20 protein-coding genes are annotated in these 25,151 nt (G+C 62.2%); 4 read left to right on the forward strand and 16 right to left on the reverse strand.

All coding sequences use genetic code 11. The annotated features are described in order from the left end of the window. The first annotated feature begins 154 nt into the window (after nt 1–154). Nucleotides 155–2,158 (forward strand): cyclic di-GMP phosphodiesterase, encoded by a 2,004-nt coding sequence (pdeR, locus tag PQR67_RS14200; RefSeq protein ID WP_408459896.1) that lies wholly within the window; start codon nt 155–157, stop codon nt 2,156–2,158. Nucleotides 2,159–2,269: 111 nt separating this feature from the next. Here the strand turns inward: pdeR and PQR67_RS14205 are convergent, their stop codons facing one another. Continuing rightward, nucleotides 2,270–3,157, reverse strand: coding sequence for a crotonase/enoyl-CoA hydratase family protein (locus tag PQR67_RS14205; protein ID WP_408459899.1), 888 nt, complete (start codon nt 3,155–3,157; stop codon nt 2,270–2,272). A 453-nt stretch (nt 3,158–3,610) separates the two neighbouring features. Next, a complete protein-coding gene (locus PQR67_RS14210) occupies nt 3,611–5,074 on the reverse strand; it encodes a M20 family metallopeptidase (RefSeq protein ID WP_408459902.1) in 1,464 nt (487 codons plus the stop codon). A 180-nt stretch (nt 5,075–5,254) separates the two neighbouring features. Between PQR67_RS14210 and PQR67_RS14215 the strand changes: the two genes are divergently transcribed. Then, on the forward strand, nt 5,255–5,566 hold the full coding sequence (locus PQR67_RS14215) for a superinfection immunity protein (RefSeq protein ID WP_408459905.1): 312 nt from the start codon (nt 5,255–5,257) through the stop codon (nt 5,564–5,566). A gap of 23 nt (nt 5,567–5,589) precedes the next feature. Here PQR67_RS14215 and PQR67_RS14220 read toward each other — a convergent pair whose 3' ends face one another. The 11 genes from PQR67_RS14220 to gltA all read right to left on the reverse strand — a co-directional run bounded on the left by PQR67_RS14220 (nt 5,590) and on the right by gltA (nt 19,374). After that, entirely contained in the window at nt 5,590–5,862 is a 273-nt protein-coding gene (locus tag PQR67_RS14220; protein ID WP_408459908.1) for a YodC family protein, read from the reverse strand. 478 nt (nt 5,863–6,340) lie between these two features. Then, nucleotides 6,341–7,915 (reverse strand): MFS transporter, encoded by a 1,575-nt coding sequence (locus PQR67_RS14225; RefSeq protein WP_408459911.1) that lies wholly within the window; start codon nt 7,913–7,915, stop codon nt 6,341–6,343. A gap of 30 nt (nt 7,916–7,945) precedes the next feature. Then, a complete protein-coding gene (locus tag PQR67_RS14230) occupies nt 7,946–8,581 on the reverse strand; it encodes a TetR/AcrR family transcriptional regulator (protein WP_408459914.1) in 636 nt (211 codons plus the stop codon). Between the two features lie 118 nt (nt 8,582–8,699). After that, the gene (locus tag PQR67_RS14235) at nt 8,700–9,554 is read right to left on the reverse strand and encodes an isocitrate lyase/PEP mutase family protein (protein WP_408459917.1); all 855 of its coding nucleotides are present in this window, start codon (nt 9,552–9,554) and stop codon (nt 8,700–8,702) included. Nucleotides 9,555–9,763: 209 nt separating this feature from the next. Continuing rightward, a complete protein-coding gene (locus PQR67_RS14240; protein WP_120345093.1) occupies nt 9,764–10,189 on the reverse strand; it encodes an OsmC family protein in 426 nt (141 codons plus the stop codon). A gap of 358 nt (nt 10,190–10,547) precedes the next feature. Beyond that, entirely contained in the window at nt 10,548–11,102 is a 555-nt protein-coding gene (locus PQR67_RS14245) for a carboxymuconolactone decarboxylase family protein (RefSeq protein ID WP_408459921.1), read from the reverse strand. Nucleotides 11,103–11,130: 28 nt separating this feature from the next. Beyond that, entirely contained in the window at nt 11,131–12,459 is a 1,329-nt protein-coding gene (locus PQR67_RS14250) for an aspartate aminotransferase family protein (protein ID WP_408459924.1), read from the reverse strand. A 33-nt stretch (nt 12,460–12,492) separates the two neighbouring features. Next, complete coding sequence (locus PQR67_RS14255) at nt 12,493–13,548, reverse strand: C45 family autoproteolytic acyltransferase/hydrolase (RefSeq protein WP_408459927.1); 1,056 nt, start codon at nt 13,546–13,548, stop codon at nt 12,493–12,495. Nucleotides 13,549–13,685: 137 nt separating this feature from the next. After that, on the reverse strand, nt 13,686–14,540 hold the full coding sequence (locus PQR67_RS14260) for a MurR/RpiR family transcriptional regulator (RefSeq protein WP_408459930.1): 855 nt from the start codon (nt 14,538–14,540) through the stop codon (nt 13,686–13,688). A gap of 110 nt (nt 14,541–14,650) precedes the next feature. Continuing rightward, on the reverse strand, nt 14,651–16,930 hold the full coding sequence (locus PQR67_RS14265; protein WP_408459932.1) for an amylo-alpha-1,6-glucosidase: 2,280 nt from the start codon (nt 16,928–16,930) through the stop codon (nt 14,651–14,653). A gap of 1,145 nt (nt 16,931–18,075) precedes the next feature. After that, complete coding sequence (gene gltA / locus PQR67_RS14270) at nt 18,076–19,374, reverse strand: citrate synthase (RefSeq protein ID WP_408459935.1); 1,299 nt, start codon at nt 19,372–19,374, stop codon at nt 18,076–18,078. A 434-nt stretch (nt 19,375–19,808) separates the two neighbouring features. Between gltA and PQR67_RS14275 the strand changes: the two genes are divergently transcribed. Beyond that, nucleotides 19,809–20,210: a hypothetical protein gene (locus PQR67_RS14275; protein ID WP_408459938.1), complete on the forward strand. Its 402-nt coding sequence runs from the start codon at nt 19,809–19,811 to the stop codon at nt 20,208–20,210. Nucleotides 20,211–20,281: 71 nt separating this feature from the next. Here the strand turns inward: PQR67_RS14275 and PQR67_RS14280 are convergent, their stop codons facing one another. The 3 genes from PQR67_RS14280 to PQR67_RS14290 all read right to left on the reverse strand — a co-directional run bounded on the left by PQR67_RS14280 (nt 20,282) and on the right by PQR67_RS14290 (nt 23,223). After that, nucleotides 20,282–21,067: an alpha/beta fold hydrolase gene (locus PQR67_RS14280; RefSeq protein ID WP_408460334.1), complete on the reverse strand. Its 786-nt coding sequence runs from the start codon at nt 21,065–21,067 to the stop codon at nt 20,282–20,284. 253 nt (nt 21,068–21,320) lie between these two features. After that, a complete protein-coding gene (locus PQR67_RS14285) occupies nt 21,321–22,373 on the reverse strand; it encodes a rod shape-determining protein (protein ID WP_408459941.1) in 1,053 nt (350 codons plus the stop codon). Nucleotides 22,374–22,563: 190 nt separating this feature from the next. Further along, nucleotides 22,564–23,223, reverse strand: coding sequence for an alpha/beta hydrolase (locus PQR67_RS14290; RefSeq protein WP_408459944.1), 660 nt, complete (start codon nt 23,221–23,223; stop codon nt 22,564–22,566). Nucleotides 23,224–23,493: 270 nt separating this feature from the next. Here PQR67_RS14290 and PQR67_RS14295 point away from each other — a divergent pair, with 270 nt between their 5' ends. Beyond that, nucleotides 23,494–25,071 (forward strand): DHA2 family efflux MFS transporter permease subunit, encoded by a 1,578-nt coding sequence (locus PQR67_RS14295; RefSeq protein ID WP_408459947.1) that lies wholly within the window; start codon nt 23,494–23,496, stop codon nt 25,069–25,071. Nucleotides 25,072–25,151 lie beyond the last annotated feature (80 nt).

The raw sequence follows: 25,151 nt of genomic DNA on the forward strand, positions 1-25,151 counted from the left end.
ATTAAAGACATGGACCATTCTGATCGTTAACGTTTTATAGGGCCGAACGCGAGTTGCTTCGCTACAATGAGGCCAGTCTTTAAGTATGATGAAGACAGTTTGCCGCCAATCCACCCTCATGGTGGGGCCCATCGGCACACCGCCCGGGGATCTCATGAACGACGACCAACACGATCAGGTGCTTTTTGCGCAGTTCGGCACAAGCAGCCCTTGCTGGCGTCTGTCGAACGACAGCAACGCATTGGAACTCACGCCCGTCAGCGGCGACGTGCCAGCCAATGTCGCGATTCCGCTGAATCCCCAACAGGCCTCGCAAATCCGCTGCCTCACCGGCATCACCTCGCATCTGATTCTCGACGTGCGGCTGTTCGGCGAACCGCTGCGCCTGCACCTCGTGGGTAAAAAACTCGCCAGCAATACGTGGGCAGGCACCGCTTCGGCCTACGACGATACGGAGTCAGTCGCGCGCGATCTGGTCCACGGTCTGTCGTTCGCCGAACAGGTCGTCTCCGAAGTCAATTCGGTGGTGGTGATCGTCGACAGGCACGGCCGAATACAGCGCTTCAATCGCCTTGCCGAGGAGCTCACCGGCGTCAAGGAAGAAGACATTGTCGGCCGCAACGTGTGGGCATTGTTCATGTCCACTGAATCGGGCGCGGCGTCGAGCCAGAACATCACGGGTTTCTTCAATCGCGGCGTCTCGTACGAAGTCGAGCGGCGCGTGAAAACCCTGCGCGGCGAACGGCTCTTTCTGTTTCGCAACAAGTTCGTTCACAGCGGCAGCGGTGTCGACGAACAGTTTCTGATCTGCTCGGGCACCGATATCACCGAAGAACGGCTCGCGCAGGATCGGCTCACTGAACTGGCGAACACCGATTCGCTCACCGGCCTCGCCAATCGCAACGCGATTCAGGACAAGATCCGCGACGCGATCGAAGAAGCGGGGTCAGGCGAATCCGTGGGCGTGCTGTTTCTCGATCTCGACAACTTCAAGAAGGTCAACGACCACTACGGCCACGTTTTCGGCGACCGGCTGATCTGCGACGTGTCGGCGGCCATCGGCACCTGCCTGAACGAAGGCGACGCGCTCGCGCGCCTCGGCGGCGACGAGTTCATCGTGCTCGCCGCGAAAGGCACCGCGCACGATCTCGAAGCCACCGCGCAGCGCATTCTCGAGCGCCTGCGCACGCCGTTCAGCCTGGGGCTCGTCGAGGTCTACACCGGCTGCTCGATCGGCATCGCGCTGCATCCTGAACACGGCGACAACCTCGAATCGCTGATCCGTTCCGCGGACACGGCAATGTACGTGGCCAAAGATGAAGGCAAGCGCACCTATCGCGTGTTCTCGCCGGACATGAACCGCAAGGTGGCCGAGTACATGTGGCTCGACACCAACTTGCGGCGCGGTCTCGAAGAGGGCCAATTGACGCTGCACTATCAGCCCAAGCTCACGCTCGCCACCGGCGCGGTGCAGGGCGCGGAGGCGTTGGTGCGCTGGAATTCGCCGGAGCGCGGCCAGATCATGCCGGCGGAATTCATCCGCTATGCGGAAGAATCCGGGCTGATCGGCGTGCTGGGCCGCTGGGTCATGGAAACGGCCGCGCGGCAAGCCGCCAAATGGAAGGCGGACGGCTATAACCTGCGCGTCGCGATCAACGTGTCGGCACGGCAACTGGTCGATACCGCCGTGGTCCGGCATTTCAGCGAAGCGCTGCAGCGCGCGGGTCTCGATCCATGCCTGATCGACCTGGAACTCACCGAGAGCTGTCTGATCGAGGACGAAGCGGCAGCGATCGATCTGATCACACAGTTCCGCCAGCTCGGCGCCCAGGTTCACCTGGACGACTTCGGCACCGGTTATTCGTCGCTTTCGCAGTTGGGCCGCATTCCGCTCGACGTCATCAAGCTCGACCGCAGTTTCGTCCGCTCGATCAATGCCGACACCAAAGCTCAGGCCCTGGTGCGCTCGATGGTCGTGGTCGCGCAGGAATTGAATTTCAAGGTGGTCGCCGAAGGCATCGAAACCGAATCCGAAGAGATGTTCATGAAGGGACTGGGCGTCGAGTATGTGCAGGGCTTCCTGTACGGTCAACCCATGCCGGTCGCGGAGTTCGAACGCTGGTTGCAGGATAGACAGAAGCTCAGACTGATTGCCTGAGCTTCCGCACGCCCCGCGCCCCACAGGAAGTCCCCCGCGCCGACAGAAGTCCCCTTGCAGAATTGGCGTGTCGCGCCCGCTGCGGGTCGATGTCGTCGGGACCGGATCGATTCAGGCGAAATTGGCCGCACTGGAGGCCGTCTGGCGCAAATTTGAATTACGGCGGTTTTGCAACATCACCAGCCGCTCCATGAAGGCGAGGTCCTTCTCCTCGATCATGAAGGCTGCGTCCACCCAGTCCTCGGTAATTTCCATCAGCTCGGCGCGCGAGAGTTGCAACACGCGCTGGCGTGCCCGCAGCATCGCGCGGATGCCGTTCATCTTCGGCCTGAGCGTGTCGATGAACGTGCGCGTCGCCATATAGGCGTCGCCCGGCTCGAACAGATGATCGACGAGACCCTTGCCGAAGTGCCACTCCGCGGTGTGTGATTCGCCCACGCCGATCAACTCCTCGGCCAGACGCATGCCCACCTTGCGCGCGACCAGCGAATAGCCGCCCATGCCCGGGAACAGGTTGAATGCGATCTCCGGAAAGCCCATGCGCGCATCGTTCTGCGCCAGCACGAAATGATGCGCGAGGGCCGCCTCAAATCCCCCACCCAGCGCGGTACCCTCCACCATCGCGATCGAAATCGCCCCCGTGTCGAAGCCGCGCGCCGCCGCGTGCACGCAATCGACACAGGCCCGCGCGTACGACATCAGCGCCTGACGCTTGCCCGAGCGGATCGAGTCGGCAAAGAAATCGAGGTCGCCCCCGACGTTGAACATGGTTGGAATCAGCGAGCCTGTCACCCAGAAATCGATCGGCAAGCCCGATTCTCGCGCTGCCTGCGCGAGCCCCAGAATGTCATGCACCAGATCGAGATTGAAACAGGGACGCGGTTGTGCCCGCAGCATCATCCACATGATGTTGCGGCCTTCTTCATAGTAAGCCGAGATTTGCGACAAATTACCGGCCTCGAGGAACGGGCGGCAGGCGTGATGGTTATGCAGATTCATTTTGAATGGTCCTTTAAGGTTAAACATTGGCATTGCAATGCGAGCCTAAAGCAGACCGGAATCGGATGGGAGCGGGGTAACCAACAGATGAATGCAACCCGCGCTTGAAACCCCGCCGGGCGGCGCTCTGGGGGGAAGCAAAAGACACGGGGGAAAGATGCGCGGGCGCAAACGCTTGCGCACCGAAAATGGGCGAAATTAAGCCTGGATTGGACAGTCGGCCGCAATAAATTAGCGAACGAACAAAGCCTGAATTTCGTGCCGGATTTGAAAGAAAAAGAAATGGCTTTCGATTAGGTAATGCAATCGAAAATAGTGTTTGCGGAGATTTGCTTTCTGATTTGTGGTCCAGCAGACGGACTATTCAATCCGCATAATAAAACGCGGGCGCCTTATAGCGCCCGCTGATTTGCCCGCAACGTTATTGCAAGAAAGGTGAAGGCAAAGCGCTCATCAAGGCGCTGCTGCGATCACCTGCGCAACGGCCGCCGTCAGTTTCTTGCCGTACGGCACGTGCAGGAACTCGTTCGGTCCGTGTGCGTTCGACTTCGGCCCGAGCACGCCACACACCATGAACTGCGACTTCGGGAAGCCCGACTTCAACACGTTCATCAACGGAATCGTGCCGCCCTGCCCCATGTAGGCCACGTCCGCGCCGTAGTGCGCGCGCGACGCGTCATTAAGCGCGGTGGCGAGCCACGGGGCAAGATCGGGCGCGCTCCAGCCGCTCGCCGCACCGGCATCGGGCTTGAACGTGACCTTGGCGTTATAGGGCGGATCGAATTCGAGCAGCGCCTTCAGTTCGGCGACGGCCTTTTCCGCTTCGATCATCGGCGGCAGGCGCAGCGAGAGCTTGAACGCCGTGCGCGGACGCAGCACGTTGCCGGCATCGGCGAGCGCGGGCAAGCCGGCTGCGCCAGTTACCGACAGCGAGGGACGCCATGTCGAATTGAGCAGCGCTTCTTGCGGATTGGTGGTGGTGGGCAGCACCTGACGGCCGTCCTGGCCGCAGGCCCACGGCAACTTCTTCCAGACGTCGTCGCCGAGAATCTGCGCGGTCGCTTCCGCTTCGCGCAACCGCTCTGCCGGGATCTGAACGTGAAAACCCTTCGGCAGCAAGGTGCCGTTGGCGGAGTCTTCGAGACGGTCGAACAGTTGCCGCATGATGCGGAAGCTCGACGGCGCAATGCCGCCGTAACCGCCTGAGTGAATCCCTTCGTCGAGCACCTGGACTTCGAGGTCGCCGGCCACCAGCCCGCGCAGCGACGTGGTGAGCCACAGTTGATCGTAATTGCCCGCCCCCGAGTCGAGACACACGACGAGACCGACTTTGCCGAGCCGTTCGCGCAATGCGTCGACGTACGGCAGCAGATCGTAGCTCCCCGATTCCTCGCAGGTTTCGATCAAACCGACACAGCGCGGACGCTCGATGCCTTGCGCGTCCAGCGCGGCCAGCGCCGTGAGGCTCGCGTAGATCGCGTAGCCGTCGTCGGCGCCACCGCGGCCGTACAGCTTGCCGTCTTCGAGCTTCGGTGTCCACGGGCCGAGGTCGTTGCGCCAGCCGTCGAATTCAGGCTGCTTGTCGAGATGGCCGTACAGCACGATGGTTTCGTCGCTGCCCGAGCGAGTCGCGGCGGTTTCGAAGAAGATCACCGGCGTGCGGCCCGGCAAGCGGATCACTTCAAGTTTCAGGCCGCGCACGGGTTGCTGCTCGGCCCATTGCGCCGCGTCGGTGATCACGCGCTCGAGATAGCCGTGCTTGACCCACTCGGGATCGAACGCCGGACTTTTGGCCGGCACCGCGATGTAGTCCGTGAGCGCAGGCACGATTTCGTCGTTCCATTTGCGGTCTACGAATTCGCGTAGCGTGTCCTGGTTGATGCGCTGAGTCTGCTGGGTCGTATCGTCGGAGATCATGGTGGGGTCCGTGGCGGATCTGGTCGGTCGAAACCTGCATGATAGTCCTGATGCGCGATGCGCTGAACCCCTCGGCGCGCTTGCAAGCACACGGCCGGCGTTCACGGCGGCACTGCGCAAAACAGACAATCGCGCGACAATCGCTGCATATGTCGTGTGCTGGGGAGGCAGACTATGACTATGGGTGGCAACGTCGTAGTTCAGATCATCGCCGCGGTGCTCGCGCTGGCGCTGTATTTTCTGCCGAGTATTCTCGCGGACCGGCGCAAGCGCCATGACGTGCTGACGCTGGCGCTCTTCAATGCGTGTCTCGGCTGGACGGGCTTTGGCTGGCTGCTCGCGCTCTACTGGTCGTTACAGCCGAACCCGCCGAAAAACGTGGCCGGCGAAGTCGTGCAGGCGCGGAAGATCTTGGGGATGCGGGCCTTTTCTTCGGCGCTTATGATGCGCGTACAAAGGCGCGCTGCGGCGCGTGAGCGCGGGGAAAAATAACCGGTGACGCAACAGATGACGCGTCAGGCCGCCCGGCCCATTTTGCGCCACACCACAGAACCAGCAGGAATCGAACGTGGCTCGACCCGCACGCTCTCGTGCGCGAACATCTCGCGGCGCAGTTCGCCATGTTCGTCGAACCACTCGCAAATCAGCCAGTCGCCAGGATTGAGCGCCACTGGTCCCGAGTAGGTCACGGTCATGCGCGAACCGCCTTCTTTCAACGTGACGACGTCACCAACGTTGAAGCGGGCGGATGGCAGTGTTTCAAATGCATCAATGGTAGCGGTCAGCATATTCAGTCCCCCGGAACCCGTTGAGCGGAATTAAGTTATCGCCTGGTGCCTTGCAACATCGAACTACCGAAGGAAAACTCCAAAAAGTTTGCCAAGATTAACAATCTGAATTAATCACGGCAAGTGCTTTTTATTGATACCGTTTTCATCGGAGCGGGAATAGGTTTTTCCTCGCCGGGCACCAAGGAAAAACTGGTAAAAACCCTCAAAGCCATGCCAGTCAGCCATCCTGGCAATGCTACCCGGCAGCAAGAATTACTCTGGAAAACCCGAATCGCAAGTAGGAAATGCGCATTGCATTCGTCATATTTAATGCGGAGCTAACAAACCGATTCAGCTTTATTCCAATCACCCTAAACCCGGAATTACCAGTGAACAAAAAACCAGCCGGTAAATATCGAGCCGCGAACCGGACCTGGCTCAACGGCATAAAAGCCCGCGGCGGCTTCCGTTGAAAACGATTTCCGGCTCGTTATTTTCAAACCGGCTGTGCGCTGCGGCGCAATGCGAACTGTTGATGCCGCACCAGCAGCACGCTCAAGCCGATACACACGAACATCAGGCACGCGTTGATCGCGAGGCTGTACTGGAACGCTTGCGCATAGGCGCCCGGCGTCTCGCGGCCGCCGATCACTCCGAAAAACGCGCCGCTGATGGCCGCAGTGCCGAACGCCGAGCCGATCTGCAGCGTCGACGACACGACGCCCGAAGCGAGCCCCGCCTTCTCCGGGACAACTTCCTGCAGCACGATGCGCATGATCGACGGCAGCAGCAGGCCGTGACCGACGCCCGCGCACACCAGTCCGCAATAGAACAGCAGATCCGGGGTGGCGGCGTGGGTGGCGGACCAGCCGGTGACGGTGAAACCGACGGTCATCATCGAGAAGCCGAGCGCCAGCACATGGCCGCCGATGCGCTTGACCACCGCGGGCGACGTCAGCGGCCCGACCACGAAGCCGATCGCGAACGGCATGATGGCCATGCCTGAGGCAAGCGGCGTCCAGTGCAGACCGGTTTGCAGGAAGATCCCGTAGGTCAGGAAAAACGCGCTGTTGCAGTAGAACAGAAACGCGAGCACGAGACCCAGTGCGAAAGCCGGGTTGCGGAACAATTGCAGGTCGACCAGCGGATGGCCGCCGCCGCGTTCGACACGCCGCTCGGTCGCCACGAATAGCGCGAACACGGGCACGGCCAGCGCGAACATCACGAAAGTCCACACGGGCCACCCCGCTTCACGGCCGTGCGTCATCGGATAGATGACCAGCAGCAGCACCATCGACAGTAGCGCGACGCCCTTCAGGTCGATGCCGGTTTGCGTGGCCGGTTGATTTTCCGGCACGAACTTCCATGTGCCGATGAAGGCCACGATGCCGATCGGAATGTTGATGAGAAAGATGATGCGCCAGTCGAGCCCGAACGGGTGATAGGTGATCAGCGCACCGCCGCCCAGTTGGCCGACGATCGACGACAGTCCGAATACGAAACCGTAGAGGCTCATCACCTTGGTCTGCTGGTGCAACGGCACGACCGCGCGAATGGTCGCGAGCACTTGTGGCGCCATGACCGCGGCTGCGATGCCCTGCACGATCCGCGAGATCACCAGCATGTGACCGCTGGTGGCAAAGCCGCACAGCGCGGAGGCGACCACGAATGCCGCCATCCCCGTCATGAACATGCGACGCCGGCCGAACAGGTCGCCGAGGCGCCCGCCGGTGATCAGCAGCACGGCATAAGCGGATGCGTAGGCGGACACCACGAGTTGCAGTTGCGCGTCGGTGGCGTTCAGGCCGGTGTGAATCGACGGTAGCGCGAGGTTGACGATGAAATAGTCGAGTGGCGCGAGGAAGGCGCCCACGAACAGCACGGCGAGCGCGAGTCCCGGGCGCTCGAAGCCGGCCGCAGCCTTCCCGGCGGTTGCCGCCGCGCGAGCGGCCACCGCACTGGCGGCCACCGCATTGGCGGCCACCGCACCTGCGCCGGGGCAGACTGCAACGGCACCCCCTTCCGCACCGACTAGTGCCGCCGAAGCGGGCTTAATAGCGTCTCTATTCATGACCGCTCGTTCAAGAAATAGGTAAAAAAATTAGACGAGCGCACGCATGGCGACGTCCACGATCCCGATCAGCGCATCCTCAGTGTGGGCGACTCGGCCCAGCACTCGCAGCCCTTGCATCACGCACAGCAGGAAATCGCCGACGGCTTTTTCGTCAAGCGTGGAATTGAAGGCGCCGCTCGCCTGCCCGCGAATCACCGCTGCCGCCAGCAGGGTCGCCATACGGCGTTGAATTGCCGCGACGCGCGTACGCAGTGTCTCGTCGTCGCGCGGCATTTCCAGCGTAGTGTTGGTGATGAAGCAACTGCGCTCGCCGGACAGCGCGCAAGCCACCCGGGCGTAATGCAGCAAGGCGTTGCGCAGCGCCTCGTCCGCCGGCACCGGTGCGTTCAGCCGCTCGGCCAGCCGCGCAACCGAGCCTTCCGCATAATGATCCAGCGCGGCGAGCATGATGCCGTGCTTGTCGCCGAAGACGCCGTACAGACTGCCGCGCAGCAGGCCGGTGGCCTTGCAAAGGTCGTCGATCGAGGTGGCGTGGTAGCCGTGATGCCAGAACACCTGGCTCGCGCTCGCCAGAACCGTGTCCGTATCGAACTCGCGAGGACGCCCCCGGGCGGCCTCGCCGCCTTTTTTCACGGATTGCTTCCAGTTGCCAGATTGCGTCATGGAACGGATATTATGACTAACCGTTCAAGAAAGCAAGGCGAGATTGGGCCTCGATACTGTCCGGCAAAAACTCACGCGCCCACTTCGCGACGCGGAAACAGGCCGGTGGACATCAAGATCACCCGCCCGTGTGCTCGCCCCACTTCTGCGCGGCGGCGGTGAAGAGCTGGTTGATCTCATTGCCGCTGGCGGCCTCTTTCGTGTAGTTGAAGGTGCCGTGATCACGCATTTCGTGCGCCGCGCGAAGAAACGCGCCCAACGCCGCGCGCGCCAGCGAACCGCCCACACTGACACGCCGTACGCCCAGCGAGCGCAGATCGTCAAAACTGAGCAGCACGCCCTGCAACCCCATCAGCACATTGACCGGCCGCTGGAGTGCGCCGACCACCGCGGCGATCTCTTCGCGCGTCTTGAGGCCAGGCGCGTAAAGCACATCCGCCCCGGCCTCCTCATAAGCCTGCAAACGCCGGATCGTATCGTCCAGATCGGGCCGGCCCACCAGATAGTTCTCGGCTCGCGCCGTCAGCGTGAATGGAAACGGCAAGGTGCGCGCCGCAACGACGGCCGCGCGTACGCGCTCCACCGCGGCTTCGAACGGGTAAATCGGTTCGTCGGCGCGGCCGGTGGCGTCCTCGATCGAACCGCCAACGACGCCCGCAGCCGCGGCTTGCATGATGGTTTCGGCGCAGTCTTCCGGCGTATCGCCGAACCCATTTTCCAGATCGGCGCTGACCGGCAGATCCGTCGCCGCCGCGATTTCGGCGAGGTGCGTCATCATCTGTGCGCGGCCAATGGAGTTATCCGGCAGGCCGCGCGAAAACGCGTAGCCCGCGCTGCTGGTGGCGAGCGCCTTGAAACCAGCCAGCGCGAGCAGGCGCGCGGAGCCGATGTCCCACGGATTCGGGATGATGAAGGCTTCGCCGGCTGCGTGATATGAGTGGAATTGCCGTGCTTTTTCGGTTTGCGTTGTCATTGACGGTCCCATCAAAAACGGCGACCGGCGTTTCGCACCCAAGCGCGGCCGGATCGTCGTCATCTTCGTTAGATTGCAAATGAGTGAAACGAACAGAAAACGGTAGCCGGCAGCCGGACTCCCTACCCCTGCCTGCCGGTCCTGCATGCGTCTCTAGTGCTCAAACCGCGGCACGAACGGCGGCACACACCACGGCACACATCGCACGCTCAGGTTTCGAGCTTCGCGTCCATCGTGATGGCGGCGTTCAGCACCTTGGACACCGGACAGCCCGCCTTGGCATCCGCGGTGGCCTTTTCGAACGCGGCCTGGTCGCCGCCGGGGATTTTCACGGCCACATCGAGATGCACCGCGGTAATCGAAAAACCGCCGCCGTCCTTGTCGAGCGTGACGGTTGCCGTGGTGCCGATCCGTTCAGGCGTGATGCCGGCCTTGCCCAGTTCCGCCGACAGCGCCATCGAGAAGCAACCGGCGTGCGCGGCCGCAATCAGCTCTTCGGGATTCGTGCCGATGCCGTCCGCGAAGCGTGTGGAAAACGAGTATTGGGTTTCCTTCAGGACGCCGCTGTCGGTGGAAATCGAGCCTTTGCCGTTCTGCAGGCCGCCTTGCCAGACTGCTGATGCCTTGCGCTTCATTGCTCTCTCCTGTTTGTGCCCTGCTTCGTGCCGCTCCTCAACCCTACGTGATGCCGCCCGCAACGGTCCAGCCCGGATTTTCGTGGGATCGGCATCGGTCGCGAGTCGCCCAGGAGGACTTCCTTCGGGGCGTGCCGCGCGGCGCGAGAGGCGCGGGCGTGGACCGAACTTCATCATAGGCGCTTCCGTGTGCCAGTGTCGTGACGACGCCGGCCTAAGGATTGCGGCCTACGGATTGCGGCTTACAGTTCGCGGATTGCGCAGCGCATTGGAAGGCACGGCGCCGCCGCGGCGAAGATCGCGGCGGCGGTGCTTTTTAGCGGAGGTGTGGAGATGGAGGTAAAAAACGGTACAACCGCTACTCGGCGAACGGCAATTGCTCCTGCCCCACGGCCCGCATGTCGAACACATTCAGCGTCATTGCCACCAGAGCGTAGTAACCGAGCAAACCGACCAGGTTGATCACCACCTGATGGCCAAAGCGCGCGACTGCCTTCGCATAGGTGGCATCCGAGACGCGCTTCGTGTCGTAGAGTTCGCTCGCGAAGTCGTGAATCAAGGCGTCATCGGCATTCGCGAAGGACGGCCGATGCCCCTGGCGGATTGTCTCGGCATCCGCTTCGGCCACGCCCGCTTCCAGGGCAATCGGATAGTGGATGTACCACTCGGCCTGCGCCTGCCACCGTGCCGCGGTCACCAGAATCGCCAGCTCCGAGAGGCGTAGCGGCAAGCCGGTGCGATAGCGGCAGAACGCGCCGAGCCGTTGCGCCTGCTGCGCCAACTCCGGACTATGGATCCAGCCCAGAAACGGTCCGTTCAGGTTGCCACGCGGGCCCGACAGGATTTCGTCGAGCACGGCCTTCTGTTCGGGCGTGGCATCGGACAGTTCGAAGTGAGGCAAACGCTCGGTCATCGCAAATCTCGCAGGAATGGAAAGGGTGTCAGATGGCGGCCAGTGCGCCTTCGATGGCGTCGGTCAGACGGCTAACGATCTCGTCGATGTCGCGCGCGGTGCAGATAAACGGCGGCGCCAGCAGCACATGATCGCCGATCTTGCCGTCGACCGTGCCGCCCATCGGGTACACCATCAACCCACGCGAGAACGCTTCTCGCCGGATCGCAGCGTGCAGTTTCAGCTCGGCGTCGAACGGCGTTCTGGTCGCCCGGTCCCGAACCAGTTCGACGCCGACAAAGAGGCCTCGCCCACGGACGTCGCCGATATGCGGATGCTGCGCATAGTGCTCACGCAGCCGGCCACGCAACTGCTCGCCACGCGCCAGGACGTTCGGCAGCAGCCGATCGTCGGCGATCACGCGCTGCACCTCGAGCGCCGCAGCGCAGGCGGTGGCATGGCCGATATACGTATGTCCGTGCTGAAAGAAACCCGAGCCGCCGACAATCGTCTGGTAAATGCGGTCGCTGACCAGCGTCGCGCCGATCGGCTGATAGCCGGCGCCGAGCCCCTTGGCGATGGTCAGCAGGTCCGGCGCGACGCCGTCTTCCTCGCATGCGTACAGGTAGCCCGTGCGACCCATGCCGGACATGATTTCGTCGAGGATCAGCAGCACGCCGTAGCGATCGCACACCGCGCGGATCTTGCGGAAATACTCGCGCACCGGCGGCACGGCGCCGGCCGTCGCGCCCACCACCGTTTCGGCGACGAATGCGGCCACCGTGTCGGCGCCGAGTTCAAGAATCTTCTGTGCAAGTTCATCCGCGAGACGCTGCGCGAACTGCTCTTCGGTCTCGTCGGCGCGTTGTTCGCGATAGGCGTAACACGGACTCACGTGATGCGCTTCGATCAGGATCGGCAGGAACGGCTCGCGCCGCCACGCATTGCCGCCGATCGCCAGCGCCCCCAGCGTATTGCCGTGATAGCTCTGGCGTCGCGCGATGAAGTGACGGCGTTGCAACTCGCCCTTCTCGACGAAGTACTGCCGCGCCAGTTTCAACGCCGCCTCGATCGCTTCCGAGCCGCCCGACACGAAATACACGTGTTCGAGCCCTTGTGGTGCGCTCGCCACCAGACGCTCGGCGAGTTCTTCCGCAACCTGGGTCGTGAAGAACGACGTGTGCGCATATGGCAATTGCTGCGCCTGCCGCTTGATCGCGTCGATCACGCGCTGATTGCTATGGCCGAGGCACGAGACGGCTGCGCCGCCCGAGGCGTCGATGTAACGCTTGCCGGTGGAATCGATGATTTCGATGCCGTCGCCGGCAACAGCCGCTGGCAGGGACTGCTTAGGCGAGCGATGGAATACGGTGGACATGGTTTCCTTTTCCTTTGTATGGGCGACGGCTGCTCAGGCGCTAGGCTGCGCGGGCCGCTCGCATGCGATGGCTGTGTCGAATGCGCATTGACCCTGTCGATAGACTGTCATCGAAACACTGTCGCTGCCGATGTCGAACAGCGCCGTGGCAAGCGTGTTTTCGTCGTCGGGGTCGAGCGGGTCGTCGCGGTAGATCGGCAAGCCCTCGGGCGCGCGATCCTGCAACACGCCGAGCAAGGCAGCTTGATTGATTGGACCGGAGCGCGTGCTCAACAGATGGTCGACGCGAGCCTGCCGGTCACGTGAAGAACCCGTGACGATTTGCGCCTCGGCTTCGCAACCGGGATGAATCAGATGATTAGCGTGGCCGGCGATAGTGGAGACCGTCTGCACGGAACATCGCTGCGCGCTTGCTTCGATGCTCAAAAGACGCTCGTCGCCCGCACAGCCGAGCGTGTGATGAAAACCGCTCGCAGCCGGAGTGCCGCGCAGAATGCGCAGCGCCTCGTCGAGCGAAGCCGCATCGAGCACCGCGCGCGCGAGAATCATTCGCGGCACGCCGCTTGCGGGGACGCGAATCCGCAGATTGTTGATGGCTTGAACGAGTCCGGCGCGAGTGGCCGCGAAGGTGTGCCCCGGCAGCGATCCTGGGTAATAGAAGCTCACAAAGCCGGGCTTGCCGGCGGGCTGAACCTCGACTAGCGCGCAACGCTCGCGCAAATACGGATCGCCGTCTTCATTGTGGGCAATGAAACGCGCATGGCCTTCTACGGCGGCCAACGTCGTGCAACCGTCCGGCGCGTTGTGAATCAACTCACCGCGGCAATTCCACAGAAAAATGTCTTCCGCCGACCAACCCAGGCCTGCCGCCATGCCGTCGAGTTCGGTCAGCAGCGCCGGAAAATGTGCGCGGGCCGCATCGCGCAGTTGCTGCACGAACGGCTCGCCGCGCCAGCGCCGAACCGCCCGCCACGCACTGCTTTGTTCCATGTATTCGGTGAATACCGGTCTGGCGAGTTCGCCCAGCCGGTAGCCGATGTCATACGGCTCACCGTTCACCTGAAAGAGACTCAATTCCTGCTTCGACATCACGGCTCGCACCCATTCAACAATCGGTACGCATTTATACTTCTAAACAACATTTGTTGTCAAACGATGTGACGACGAAACAAACGCAGCGGCTCTGCTCCATGCGGCGGATACCTGTCTGACTCAGACGACGAACATCAAGGCACGTACGCGCCCTTGTCGTGCAGCGATTGCTCGGCAATACCGAGTTGCTCGACCGCGCCCGCCCCTTCCAGCGCGAGCAGATGCGCGACCAGCGATTCGGAAATCGCCGTGGCGGCCACCAGCGAAGGAAAGAACGACGGGCTTTCGTGCGAAAAGATCAGCACCTTGTCTGCGTTCAACGCGATCGGCGAGACCGCGCTGTCCGTGATCGCGATCAGCTTGCTGCCTTTTTCCAGCGCGGCCTCGGCTACGCGCGCCGCTTCGACTGAATACGGCGCGAAACTGATGACGATGGTGGCGCTGTCACGTTCCACCGTGCGCAGTTGCATCTCGAGCGTGCCGGCTTCGCCGTTGAGCAGCGACACCGACGGACGGAACAGCCGATAGCCGTACACCAGGCCGAACGCCACGGCATAACAGGAACGAAAGCCTGCAACATGCACATGCGGTGCACGCCGCAGCAGACGCGCCGCTTCCACGATCACGCGCCCGTTATGCGCCGCGGTGACTTCAAGGTTGTGCTGTTGCGCGACCAGCAGGTCGTTGGCCAGCGCATCTTTCGATTTGACGAGCGAGCGCGCGCGGCTGGTGAGCGGCTCGGGCCGCGTGCGCACGCGCGCGACGAACAGGTTGCGTAATTCGTTCCAGCCGGGAAAACCCAACTGCTGCGACAGGCGCACCAGCGAGGCCGGTTGCACCTGCGCCCGCTCGGCCACTTTGCGCATCGACGAGACCGCGACTTCGTCAGGATGGTCGAGCAGGAACGCCGCGCCCATCTGGAACTGCGGACTCAGTTCGGAGAAGCGCGCCCGGATCAGGGCGGCGAGCTGGTCAAAACTGTCTGGCATGCGAAGGTCCGGGTGAACGGCCGATAAGGATGACAACAAATGTTACCACCCGGTGCCTCGCAGCCAACAGAACTTCCAGCGTGCGCCTCATCCCTCGGGAAAGCACGTATCTACAGAAGCGCGACCACCCGCACGTCGCCCTGCTCGGCCGACGCGACCACCTTGTCGCCGATGCGCCGGAACGTGATCGACACCGACGAGTCGCCCACCTTCAGATCGCCGACTTCGAGCCAGTCGATGCCCTCGGGCAGCATGGGTTGCTCGATCACGACTTCGCGCCGCTCCGCGTCGATCGTGATGCCCAAACAGGCTTCGAGCATCATGAAGGGCGATCCCGCCGCCCACGCTTGCGGCAGACAGGCGACCGGATAGGCGGTAGGCGGCTCGCCGCGCCGCCGCGGGAAACCGCAGAACAGCTCGGGCAGGCGCATGTCGAAATTGACCGCCGCCTGGAATAGCGCCTGCAGCAGCCGCACGGCCGCCGCCTTGCCGCCATAGCGCGACAGGCCGCGTGCACAGAGCGCGTTGTCATGCGGCCAGACCGAGCCGTTGTGGTACGCCATCGGATTGAAGCGCGCCTGACTCGCGGCCAGCGTACGCACGCCCCAGCCGGTATGGAACAGCGTGGAGTCGAGCGCGCGCACCACCGCCTCGCCACGCTCGCGCGCGGGCAGACCGAAGGCCAGCAGGTGGCCCGCATTCGACGCCATGACGCGGCACAACTCGCCGTGACCGTCGAGCGCGATGCCGTAAAAGCCGGACTCTTCCATCCAGTACTTTTCTTCGACGCACTGACGGATTTTCTTCGCGCGTTCGCTGAACTGCTTTGCCTGATCGTGCAGGCCGCGCAGCTTGGCAAAGTGAGCCATCGTGTCGAATGCGGCGCTCGCATACGCCTGCACTTCGACGAGCGCGATAGGACCGTCGGGGAAACGGCCGTCCGCGTGGAAGACCGAATCGTGGCTGTCTTTCCAGCCTTGATTCGCGAGGCCGCCATCGGACTCGCGCTGGTAGTCCAGCAGACCATAGCGATTCTTGTCGCACACGCCCGCGACCCATTGCGCCGCGCGCTCCAGCGCAGGCCACAACTCGTCGATCAGCTCGAAGTCGTTCGTGCGTGTCGCATAGGCGCCGGCCAGCACGATGAACAGCGGCGTCGTGTCGACGCCGCCGTAGTACAGCGCGAACGGCACTTCACCGGTGGCGGCCATTTCGCCCTTGCGCATCTCGTGCATGATCTTGCCGGGCGCGGCATCGCGGAACGGCGAATTCTCGCGCGCCTGATGTTCGGCGAGAAAACGCAGCACACCCGCGGCCAGATTCGGCTGGAGCCACAGCGTTTGCAACGACGTGATGACGGCGTCGCGCCCGAACGGCGTCGAGAACCAGGGGATGCCGGCGTAGGGGTACGGCCCCGTGGCGAGATCGGTCGTCAGCAGACCGAGGTCGGCCAGCGACCGGTCGATCCACGCGTTGAACAGCGGATTGCTCGAACGCACGCGCGCCGTGACGCGGCGCCGTTCCCGCATCACCAGATGGGCGTCGACCAGGGCGGCGCGCACCGCAGCGCGCCCGACGCGCGGGCGCTCCGCGTCGATTTGCGACAGATGCGCTTCGCTCACCGCGTGCGTGGGTTGCGCGACGCCAGCGGCGGGCTTGTCGGCTTGCGGGACCACCTGCACCGCGACAGACAGATAGATCGATACGCAGGCTTGCGCGGGCAGCTTGACGGTGTAATCCGCGCGATCGGCGAAGAGCTTGTCTGGTTCCGGCGAGAAGGCGATCTGCACATTGCGCGCCACGTCATCGAGACCGATATAGCCGAGCAGCACCTCGCGGTTCTCGACGCGCGCCGGTTCGACACGGCCCTGTTTGTCGCGCTTGAGGCCGCGCACTTCGAACATGTCGCGGAAATCGCTGGCAAAGGAGATCGACAGCGGCACGACTGCATCGCTCGTGCCGTAGTTGGTGAGTTCGATGGCTTCGTTGAGCACGGTGCCCGAAAGCACGCGCACCCGTTCGACGTGGATCACGCCTTCGGGTGTACTGTCGCCGCCGAGCGGCGGCAGCGGGCGATTGGTCAGATGCGCGGTGAATGATGTGTTGTCGCTGCTGACGCTACCCGACAACAACGATGGCGCGCGGCCGCCGAAGGTGAGGCGCAATGCGGAGAGAACGCGGGTGTCGTTGACGAACAGGCCGTCGTCGTGGCCGGTGATATCGCCTAGGGGATCGTTGACGATGAAGGTGTCGCCAGACTTGAGCACATGCTGGGTGGCGCTCGCGACGTTGAGGTTTTCCGTCGGGATGAATGCGCCGTCCGGCTCGGGTTCGTGGTGATCGATTCCACCCGAGTGGGATAGGCCGCCGAGGGCTTCTGGCTGCTGCATCAGGGTCGCTCCTGTGATGGTCGCTTGCGCGGTTCGGTTGGCAGCCGGGGGCTGCTCGGTCGTTTCCGATTGTAGAAGGTCTGCACGTGTCAGATGAACTTATTACGTGGGAGTTTCGGGGTTTGTTTTTTTTGTTTGTCTGTGGGTGGGGGTCTGGTTGGCGTTTTGTTTGGCTGTTTGCCTGCGGTGGTGGGCTTTTCTTGGTCTGGGTTCTTGGGCCATTCGTTGATCTGGGTTCTTGGGCCTTTCCTTGATTTGATATTGGTCTATTAGCGTTCCCCCTGTGCGGGGGGGCACCTACTTTTCTTTGCCTGCCGCAAAGAAAAGTAGGCAAAAGAAAGCGGCTCACACCGCTAGTTCTTAAGCGGGTCCCCCGCACAGCCACGGTAGTGGTGCATCTGGAATCCGTGCCCTCGCACACTCCACGGCAGTGACAAGGCGCTCATTCGCTCCCACTCCGCACTGCGTGCGTCGCGGACGGGAATGCCAGGGAAACCAGGAGTTTCGGTTGGATGTGGTGGGTCGGCTTCGCCTCGGCGAGGCGCTCCCGCACTAATTGGCGAGCCCCGCACTTCAAATGAAATGTCGATGCGTTGCATTCGCTGCGCGGCCGCGGTTGTGCCGGCGACAACTTGGCAACGACAAGCCGCATTCGCTGCCGCGGTTATGCCTCCGGCGACAATGCAACGACGAGTCAGGGAACCAGGCAAACCGCGGGAGCGAACGCTTAGCGGGTGGTCTCACGAAGGATGGGGGGCACGAGCGCGAAAACGCAGCGGGGTGATTTTATGAACTGCGCGTCGGCGCGCGCAGCGCCGCCGGAAGTATGACTGCCTTGTCACCAGAGCGGAGTGTGCGAGAGCACAGATTCCAGATGCACCACTACCGTGGCTGCGCGGGGGACCCGCTTATGAGCTAGCGGTGTGAGCCGCTTTCTTTTGCCTACTTTTCTTTGCGGCAGGCAAAGAAAAGTAGGTGCCCCCCGCACAGGGGGAACGCTAATAGACCGATAAGAAATCAAGGAAAGGCCAACGAAACCATATCAAGGAAAGGCCAAAGAAACCAAACCAGAGAAAAGCCCAACGCCGCAGGCAAACAGCCAAACAGCCAAACAGCCAAACAAAACGCCGAGCAGGCCACTCCTTCTACCGCTGATCAAGCGCCCGAGCCTCGCGTTGACCCTCCCCAACAAACAATTGCCGCGGCCGCCCAATCTTCTGTTCCGGATCGGCGATCATCTCATTCCACTGCGCGATCCACCCCACCGTCCGGGCCATCGCGAAGATACACGTAAACATCGCAGTAGGAATCCCCAGCGCCCGCTGCACGATGCCAGAGTAAAAATCGACATTCGGATACAGCTTGCGCGAAACGAAGTATTCGTCTTCCAGAGCGATCTTCTCAAGCGCCATGGCAAGCTTGAACAGCGGGTCATCATGCAACCCCAACTCCTCCAGCACCTCATGACACGTCTCACGCATCAGCTTCGCGCGCGGATCGTAATTCTTGTAGACGCGGTGACCAAAACCCATCAACTTCACACCCGAATTCTTATCCTTCACCTTCGCGATGAACTCAGGAATATGGTCGACCGAACCAATCTCCTCCAGCATGTTCAAAGCCGCTTCGTTCGCACCGCCATGCGCCGGACCCCACAAACACGCAATGCCCGCTGCAATGCAGGCAAACGGATTGGCACCCGACGAACCCGCCAGCCGCACCGTCGAGGTCGACGCGTTCTGCTCGTGATCCGCATGCAAAATCAGAATGCGGTCCAGCGCACGAACCAGCACGTCGTTCACCTCGTACTCTTCCGCCGGATTGGCAAACATCATCCGCATGAAATTCGCGCTGTACGACAGGTCATTCTTCGGATAAACAAAAGGCTGACCCACGGTGTACTTGTACGCCATCGCAACCAGCGTCGGCAGCTTCGCGATCATGCGAATCGCGGATACGTCGCGGTGCTGCGGATTGCTGATGTCGAGCGAGTCGTGATAGAACGCCGACAGTGCACCAACCGCCGCCACCAGAATCGCCATCGGGTGCGCGTCACGGCGGAAACCGCGGAAGAAGAAATGCATCTGCTCGTGCACCATCGTGTGCTGCGTGACCGTGGTGACGAACTCTTCCTTCTGCTGCGCATTCGGTAATTCGCCTTTCAGCAGCAAATAACACGTTTCGAGGAAGTCGGCGTTTTGCGCCAGATTGTCGATCGGATAACCGCGATACAGCAGCTCGCCTTTGTCACCGTCGATATATGTGATTTCGGAATTGCAGGCGGCCGTGGACATGAAGCCCGGGTCGTACGTGAACTTGCCAGTCTGGCCGTACAGCTTGCGGATGTCGATGACGTCCGGACCGAGCGTGCCCTGGTAAATCGGCAAATCAATCGTTTGATCGCTGTCGGAAAAGCTCAGCGTTGCGTGTGTCTTCGAGTTCATCTACACGTTCCTTTTACTTTCACATCGCACACGTGCCGGCATGCTCGATCATCGGATCACCGCTTGGCATGCTCAGGCTCCGCTTCGCATTCTACGGTCCGAAAGGGCTTTGATTGCGACGATTGACCGCAACAATCCATCTCGACTGGCGCAACATTCATTGACTGAAAAATAAGCGCCATCGCCTGAAACGCGCAGCGATAAACGGTAAACACGCAGCCCGTGCAAATGTTGCACCCGCTCAACGGCGTTGCCAGCCAAATGAAAGTTAGCGCACTTACTGCAACAATGTTTTGCGGCAGTCAAGCTGCACAAGGCATGCTGCTCTGCCATACTGAATCCGTGTTTTGCTTCCCCTGCGAACACATCGCTGTCTTTGGCCCGCCGTCCTACGGCGGGCCTTTTTAATCAGCCAGAAGAACAGGAAGGACCAGATGAACGCCTCGCTCGAAATGCTGTTTCCGGATCACGTCCACAACGAAGACAACATCGTCACCGCACTGAATCACCAGGACATCGTCGTGGCGTTGTCGGCGGCACTGAAGACGCAAAACGTGGCGGTACTGCATATGCTTTACCCGCGCACCGACGCGCGCACCCATCACAGTCTCGACGCACTCGTGAATGTCCTGCACGGCCATGGTCTGCATGAAGTGGCTGATCTGATCGCGCAGGAAGCGCACTATCTGCTCTTCAAAGACCCCGTGAAGGCATGGAAAGCGTTCCACGAAATTCGCAACGACTCGCTCGCGATCGGCGTGCATCTGTATTACCACGGCCTCGTGGGCGAAGCCGCGGAACTCGCGCTCGATAAAGACGCGCATCGCAAGGCCTGAACGGCGTCCCGCGATCAACTGCAAGTGCGCCCCGCCCCTGCGGCGGGCACACAGCGCGTGGCGCGCGTCGATCAAACGTCCATTGAGCGAATGAATTCGTCGACGTAGCGATTAAACGCTGCCGGATGCGCGAGATTCATCCCGTGCGAAGCGCCACGCACCGTTTCGCGGCGCGAATCCGGCAGCCATGTTTGCAATGCCGTCGCCGTGCGGCGGAACATGTCGGGGCTCTTCTCACCGTCGATCAGGAGCACGGGACAGCGCACCTCGGCCGCCTGCTCGGGTACGTAAGCCGGCAACGGATCACGGAATTGACGCGCGAGCGTGTGGGCGTTGTCGGTCGCCATCCTGCGAAAACCCGGCGTACTCATCGCCCAGAAACCGGGCCGGCTCACCGAATCGACGAACAACTGCAAGCCCGCTTCCACCTCCCCCGTTTCGATCAGATGCGCGGCTTTCGCACGCAAGGCGTTGACGGTCTCCGGCAAACTCGCCGGCGGTCGGCCTGCAATCTGCAAAGGGCCACCGGGGTCGGCCAGCGTCAACGTGCGCACGTACTGCGGGTGACGCCGCGCGAAATGAAATGCCACGCAGCCGCCACGCGAATGGCCGACCACGTGCGCCGGCCCGGCGCCGAACCGATCGATGAATTCGGCCACGTCGTCCGCATGTTCGCTCCAGCTGAACGGCTGGTTGGGCTCGGTATCCGTCACCGGCCAGTAATGCGTGAGACTCACCGTGACGCAGCGGTATTGCTTCGACAAACCCGCCAATTGCGGTTGCCAATAGCGGTAATCGCACAGCGAGCCATGCACGAACAGCAGCAGTTCGCCCTCCCCGGCTTCCACATAGGGCATGCGCAGGCCGCTATGCAACTCGATAAAAGACGGGGATGCGGAAGAGGACGACGCGGAAACGGATTGATTCACAGGTGGGTCACAGACAGCGCGGCGACGGCTGAACCTGTCAGCGGCGACGGCTTGAAATGGATTCGAAGAAAACAGCGAGTTCGCATCCCTGAAATTGGGATACGGAGCGTATTGTCACACAGCCGTTGAAACCGCGCCGAGGCTCGTTCGAGCGACATGCCGCGGCGTGTGACGAATCAGATCACTCGTAGGCGCTATCGTCGAGTAAACCGGCGGCGACTGCCGCGCCCGCGCCTCGCACCGCGCAAGTGAGCGGTTCGTCAGCGACGCAGACTTCGAGCCCGAGTTCGTGGGTCAGGCGGCGGCCCAGATTGCCGAGCAGCGCGCCGCCGCCCGTCAATACGATGCCGCTGTGCGCGATATCGGTCACCAACTCGGCCGGCGCCGTTTCAAGCGCGCGTTTCACCGCACCGATCACCTGCCGCAGCGGACCCTCGATCGCATCGGCGATATCGTGGTTGCTCAACTGAACCGTGCGCGGCAAGCCGTCGTCGACGCTGCGCCCGGTTGCATTCATATGTTCGAGCGGCACGTCGCGCACGGCTGAACCGATACCCTTCTTGACGTGTTCGGCGGTTTGCTCGCCAAGCAACACGCCATACAGGTTGCGCACGTAACTGACGATTGCCATGTCGAAACTGTCGCCGCCTACGCGAACCGAGCCGCTATAGGCCAGGCCGCCGAGCGAGATCACACCGACTTCGGTCGTGCCCCCGCCAATATCGACCACCATCGAGCCGACCGCCTCCGATACCGGCAGGCCCGCACCGACCGCCGACGCCAGCGATTCGCCGATCAGACTGACCTTCCATGCGCCGGCCGCCACCGCGGCTTCCTTGATGGCCCGGCGCTCGACCTGGGTCGCGCCCGCCGGCACGCACAGGGTGAAAGCGGCACGACGGCTGAACAGCGGCCGCGGGCGCGCCATGTCGATGAATTGCCGGATCATCTGCTCGGCCGCGGAAAAATTGGCGATCACGCCGTGCCGCATCGGCCGCACGGCCTCGACGTTGGCCGGTGCACGGCCGAGCAGCTGGCGCGCTTCGGTGCCCACGGCCGCCACGCGTTTGTGCCCGGCGCCGGACTCTTTCTGGAAAGCCACGACGGACGGCTCGTTCAGCACGATGCCGCCATTGTCGGTATAGATAAGGGTATTGGCCGTGCCGAGGTCCACCGCCACAGAATGACGGAACAGTCGATCAAATATCGGGTAATGCGGCGTCGGTCTGGCCATAGGAAGGCTCTGATGTGTCGTTATCCGCCCTTGCTGGGCAGTCTGAAAATGCGCCCCCGGTTACCCGAACCGCTTGGCACGCCCAGGTGGGCGTTGCGCAATCCGCGCGGCGGAGGTGATTTTCATACCAATGAGCAGTTAACGGCAAGTAAATCAGAATCTTTAGGGCCACTTTTCAATTCGGGGCGAGTCAGTCGTGCAACAAACCGCCCAAACCATGCTCAAGAACCTGCTTGCCGAGCTCGACACCGTCCGCGTTAATCGTGTGACCAATGCCGGGCAAAGCGTAGGCATCGACCGTGTAGCCGGCGCTGCTGAATGCATCCGTGGCGTATTCCAGCTCCTGTACCGGGATCACTTCGTCTTCCTCGCCATGCACGAGTGTGAGCGGCGTGCCGTTGCGCGCGACGATCGTCGAGGCGAGCCGCCCCGAATACGCGACGACGGCGGCAGCACCTTCCGCGCTTGTCGCCACGTGGTGCATCGCCATGATCGAGCCCTGCGAGAAGCCGACCAGCGCAAGGCGATCGAAAGAAAGCTGCCAGTGGGCCAGTTCCGCCTCGAGCACGCGGCGCAACGCGGGATAGGCGGCAGCGACACGGGTCTCGCGATTACCCTCGTTGACATCGCGCAGGCTGAACCATTGGCGTCCGCCGAAGCCGCCGTCGAAGGCATCGGTACCGTCGAGCGAGGTGAACGCGACGTCCGGCAGGTTCTCGCTCCAGATGTCCGCGAGCGGCATCAGATCGCGCGCATTGCTGCCCACACCGTGCATCAGCACCACCAGCGCTCTCGCCGGCGTTGTCGCCGGCGCGCGCCGCCAGCCGTGTTCGAATTGCACCCATGCCATAGTCAAAGCCTCTCTCTATTCGCTGTACTTCCGGTTTGTGTTTCCGCACGCGCGGCCAATCAAGCGGCAACGTATGGTCCTGCGCGGCGCTTCAGCCGGGAGCATACGCCGCCGGACGGGTTTGCGCCGCCTGATCTGCGCGGCTCGACGACGCCAGAACGTGAATACAGGTATGCTTTTCTGAGCTTTCGTCCGGCCGCCCGCCTGACTGCCTGGGCAGCGCATAACGTCGTATCAAACATCCGTTGTACCGCAATCGGGAGAATCGTTTTGAGCCAGCCCTCTTCCGCGCCTGCGGCCACGCCACCCGCACCACCGCCACCGCTGCAAGGCGGCAAACTGGTTCTGGCGACCATCGCCGTCGCGCTCGCCACCTTCATGAACGTGCTCGACACGTCGATTGCGAACGTTGCGATTCCAACCATTTCGGGCAACCTTGGCGTCTCGGTCGATGAGGGCACGTGGGTCATCACGGTGTTCGCCGCGGCCAATGCCGTCTCGATTCCGCTGACCGGCTGGCTCACGCAACGCATCGGCCAGGTCAAGCTGTTCGTCGGCGCGATTCTGATGTTCGTGCTGGCTTCGTGGTTATGCGGCATTGCGCCCACGCTGCCGATCCTGCTGGTCGCGCGGGTGTTTCAGGGCGCGGTGGCCGGCCCGCTGATTCCGCTCTCGCAAGCGATCCTGCTCGGCTCGTATCCCAAGGAGAAATCGTCGACGGCGCTCGCTTTATGGGCCATGACGGCCACCGTCGGCCCGATTGCGGGCCCCGCGCTCGGCGGCTGGATCACGGATAGCTATAGCTGGTCGTGGATCTTCTACATCAATATTCCGGTTGGCATTTTCGCGGCCGGCGTCACCTGGATGATCTATCGCACGCGCGAATCGGCAACCCGCAAGCCGCCAATCGACGTGGTCGGGCTGGGCCTGCTGGTGACGTGGGTCGCGTCGCTGCAGATCATGCTCGACAAGGGCAAGGATCTCGACTGGTTCTCGTCGCCGGTGATTTCGATTCTCGGCATCACCGCGTTGATCAGTTTCGCGTTTTTCCTCGTGTGGGAGTTGACCGAGGAGCATCCGATCGTCGATTTGCGGCTCTTCAAGCAGCGCAATTTTCTCGGCGGCACGATTGCGATTTCAGTGGCGTACGGCGTGTTCTTCGGCAACCTGGTGCTGTTGCCACAGTGGATGCAGGAGTATCTGAACTACCGCTCCGTGGATGCCGGCCTCGTGACCGCGCCGCTCGGCATTTTCGCGGTGCTGCTCGCGCCGGTGATGGGCCGCGTGCTGCCGCGTTCGGACGCACGTATCATCGCGACCCTCGCGTTTATCGGCTTTGCGATCGTGTTTTATATGCGCTCGAAGTACGTGATCGAAATCGACACGTGGCACCTCGTGCTGCCCACGCTGCTGCAAGGCATTCCGATGGCGCTTTTCTTCGTGCCGCTGACGGCGATCATTCTGTCCGGACAGCCGCCGAACAAGATTCCGGCGGCCGCCGGCCTGTCGAATTTCGCGCGGGTGTTTTGCGGCGCGGTGGGCACGTCGATCGCCGGCAACGAGTGGAATAACCGCACGGTGCTGCACCATGCACGGCTCACCGAGCAGGCCAGCATCAACAATCCGCTATTCAACCAGCAGATCGACTCGACCCAGTCGCTGCTGCAGTTGAATCCGCAATCGGCGAACGCGCTGTTCGATTTCACGGTGAACACCCAGGCCGCGATGATGGGTCTGAACGACATCTTCTATGTATCGGCGATCATTTTTATTTTGATCATCCCGCTGATCTGGATTACAAAGCCGGCCAAGGGCGGTGGCGGACCGGGTGCAGCCGGCGCACACTGATTGTGCGGGAAGCGGCGCTGCCGTGCGTGCGGTCGCGCCGGCGCCCCTCGAATTCGCGCCAGGTTGCCAGTAGAATCGCG

The sequence above is a fragment of the Paraburkholderia fungorum genome (genome assembly GCF_046026025.1).
GTDB classification, from domain to species: Bacteria; Pseudomonadota; Gammaproteobacteria; order Burkholderiales; family Burkholderiaceae; genus Paraburkholderia; species Paraburkholderia fungorum_E.

Bases quoted from the DNA above. Each gene is read 5' to 3' on its own strand.
- gltA (WP_408459935.1), bottom strand. From the start codon at position 19,374: ATGAACTCGAAGACACACGCAACGCTGAGCTTTTCCGACAGCGATCAA.
- pdeR (WP_408459896.1), top strand. From the start codon at position 155: ATGAACGACGACCAACACGATCAGGTGCTTTTTGCGCAGTTCGGCACA.
- PQR67_RS14230 (WP_408459914.1), bottom strand. From the start codon at position 8,581: ATGACGCAATCTGGCAACTGGAAGCAATCCGTGAAAAAAGGCGGCGAG.
- PQR67_RS14215 (WP_408459905.1), top strand. From the start codon at position 5,255: ATGGGTGGCAACGTCGTAGTTCAGATCATCGCCGCGGTGCTCGCGCTG.
- PQR67_RS14255 (WP_408459927.1), bottom strand. From the start codon at position 13,548: ATGTCGAAGCAGGAATTGAGTCTCTTTCAGGTGAACGGTGAGCCGTAT.
- PQR67_RS14290 (WP_408459944.1), bottom strand. From the start codon at position 23,223: ATGGCATGGGTGCAATTCGAACACGGCTGGCGGCGCGCGCCGGCGACA.
- PQR67_RS14205 (WP_408459899.1), bottom strand. From the start codon at position 3,157: ATGAATCTGCATAACCATCACGCCTGCCGCCCGTTCCTCGAGGCCGGT.
- PQR67_RS14275 (WP_408459938.1), top strand. From the start codon at position 19,809: ATGAACGCCTCGCTCGAAATGCTGTTTCCGGATCACGTCCACAACGAA.
- PQR67_RS14285 (WP_408459941.1), bottom strand. From the start codon at position 22,373: ATGGCCAGACCGACGCCGCATTACCCGATATTTGATCGACTGTTCCGT.
- PQR67_RS14240 (WP_120345093.1), bottom strand. From the start codon at position 10,189: ATGAAGCGCAAGGCATCAGCAGTCTGGCAAGGCGGCCTGCAGAACGGC.
- PQR67_RS14235 (WP_408459917.1), bottom strand. From the start codon at position 9,554: ATGACAACGCAAACCGAAAAAGCACGGCAATTCCACTCATATCACGCA.
- PQR67_RS14280 (WP_408460334.1), bottom strand. From the start codon at position 21,067: ATGCCCTATGTGGAAGCCGGGGAGGGCGAACTGCTGCTGTTCGTGCAT.
- PQR67_RS14260 (WP_408459930.1), bottom strand. From the start codon at position 14,540: ATGCCAGACAGTTTTGACCAGCTCGCCGCCCTGATCCGGGCGCGCTTC.
- PQR67_RS14210 (WP_408459902.1), bottom strand. From the start codon at position 5,074: ATGATCTCCGACGATACGACCCAGCAGACTCAGCGCATCAACCAGGAC.
- PQR67_RS14225 (WP_408459911.1), bottom strand. From the start codon at position 7,915: ATGAATAGAGACGCTATTAAGCCCGCTTCGGCGGCACTAGTCGGTGCG.
- PQR67_RS14250 (WP_408459924.1), bottom strand. From the start codon at position 12,459: ATGTCCACCGTATTCCATCGCTCGCCTAAGCAGTCCCTGCCAGCGGCT.
- PQR67_RS14245 (WP_408459921.1), bottom strand. From the start codon at position 11,102: ATGACCGAGCGTTTGCCTCACTTCGAACTGTCCGATGCCACGCCCGAA.
- PQR67_RS14265 (WP_408459932.1), bottom strand. From the start codon at position 16,930: ATGCAGCAGCCAGAAGCCCTCGGCGGCCTATCCCACTCGGGTGGAATC.
- PQR67_RS14220 (WP_408459908.1), bottom strand. From the start codon at position 5,862: ATGCTGACCGCTACCATTGATGCATTTGAAACACTGCCATCCGCCCGC.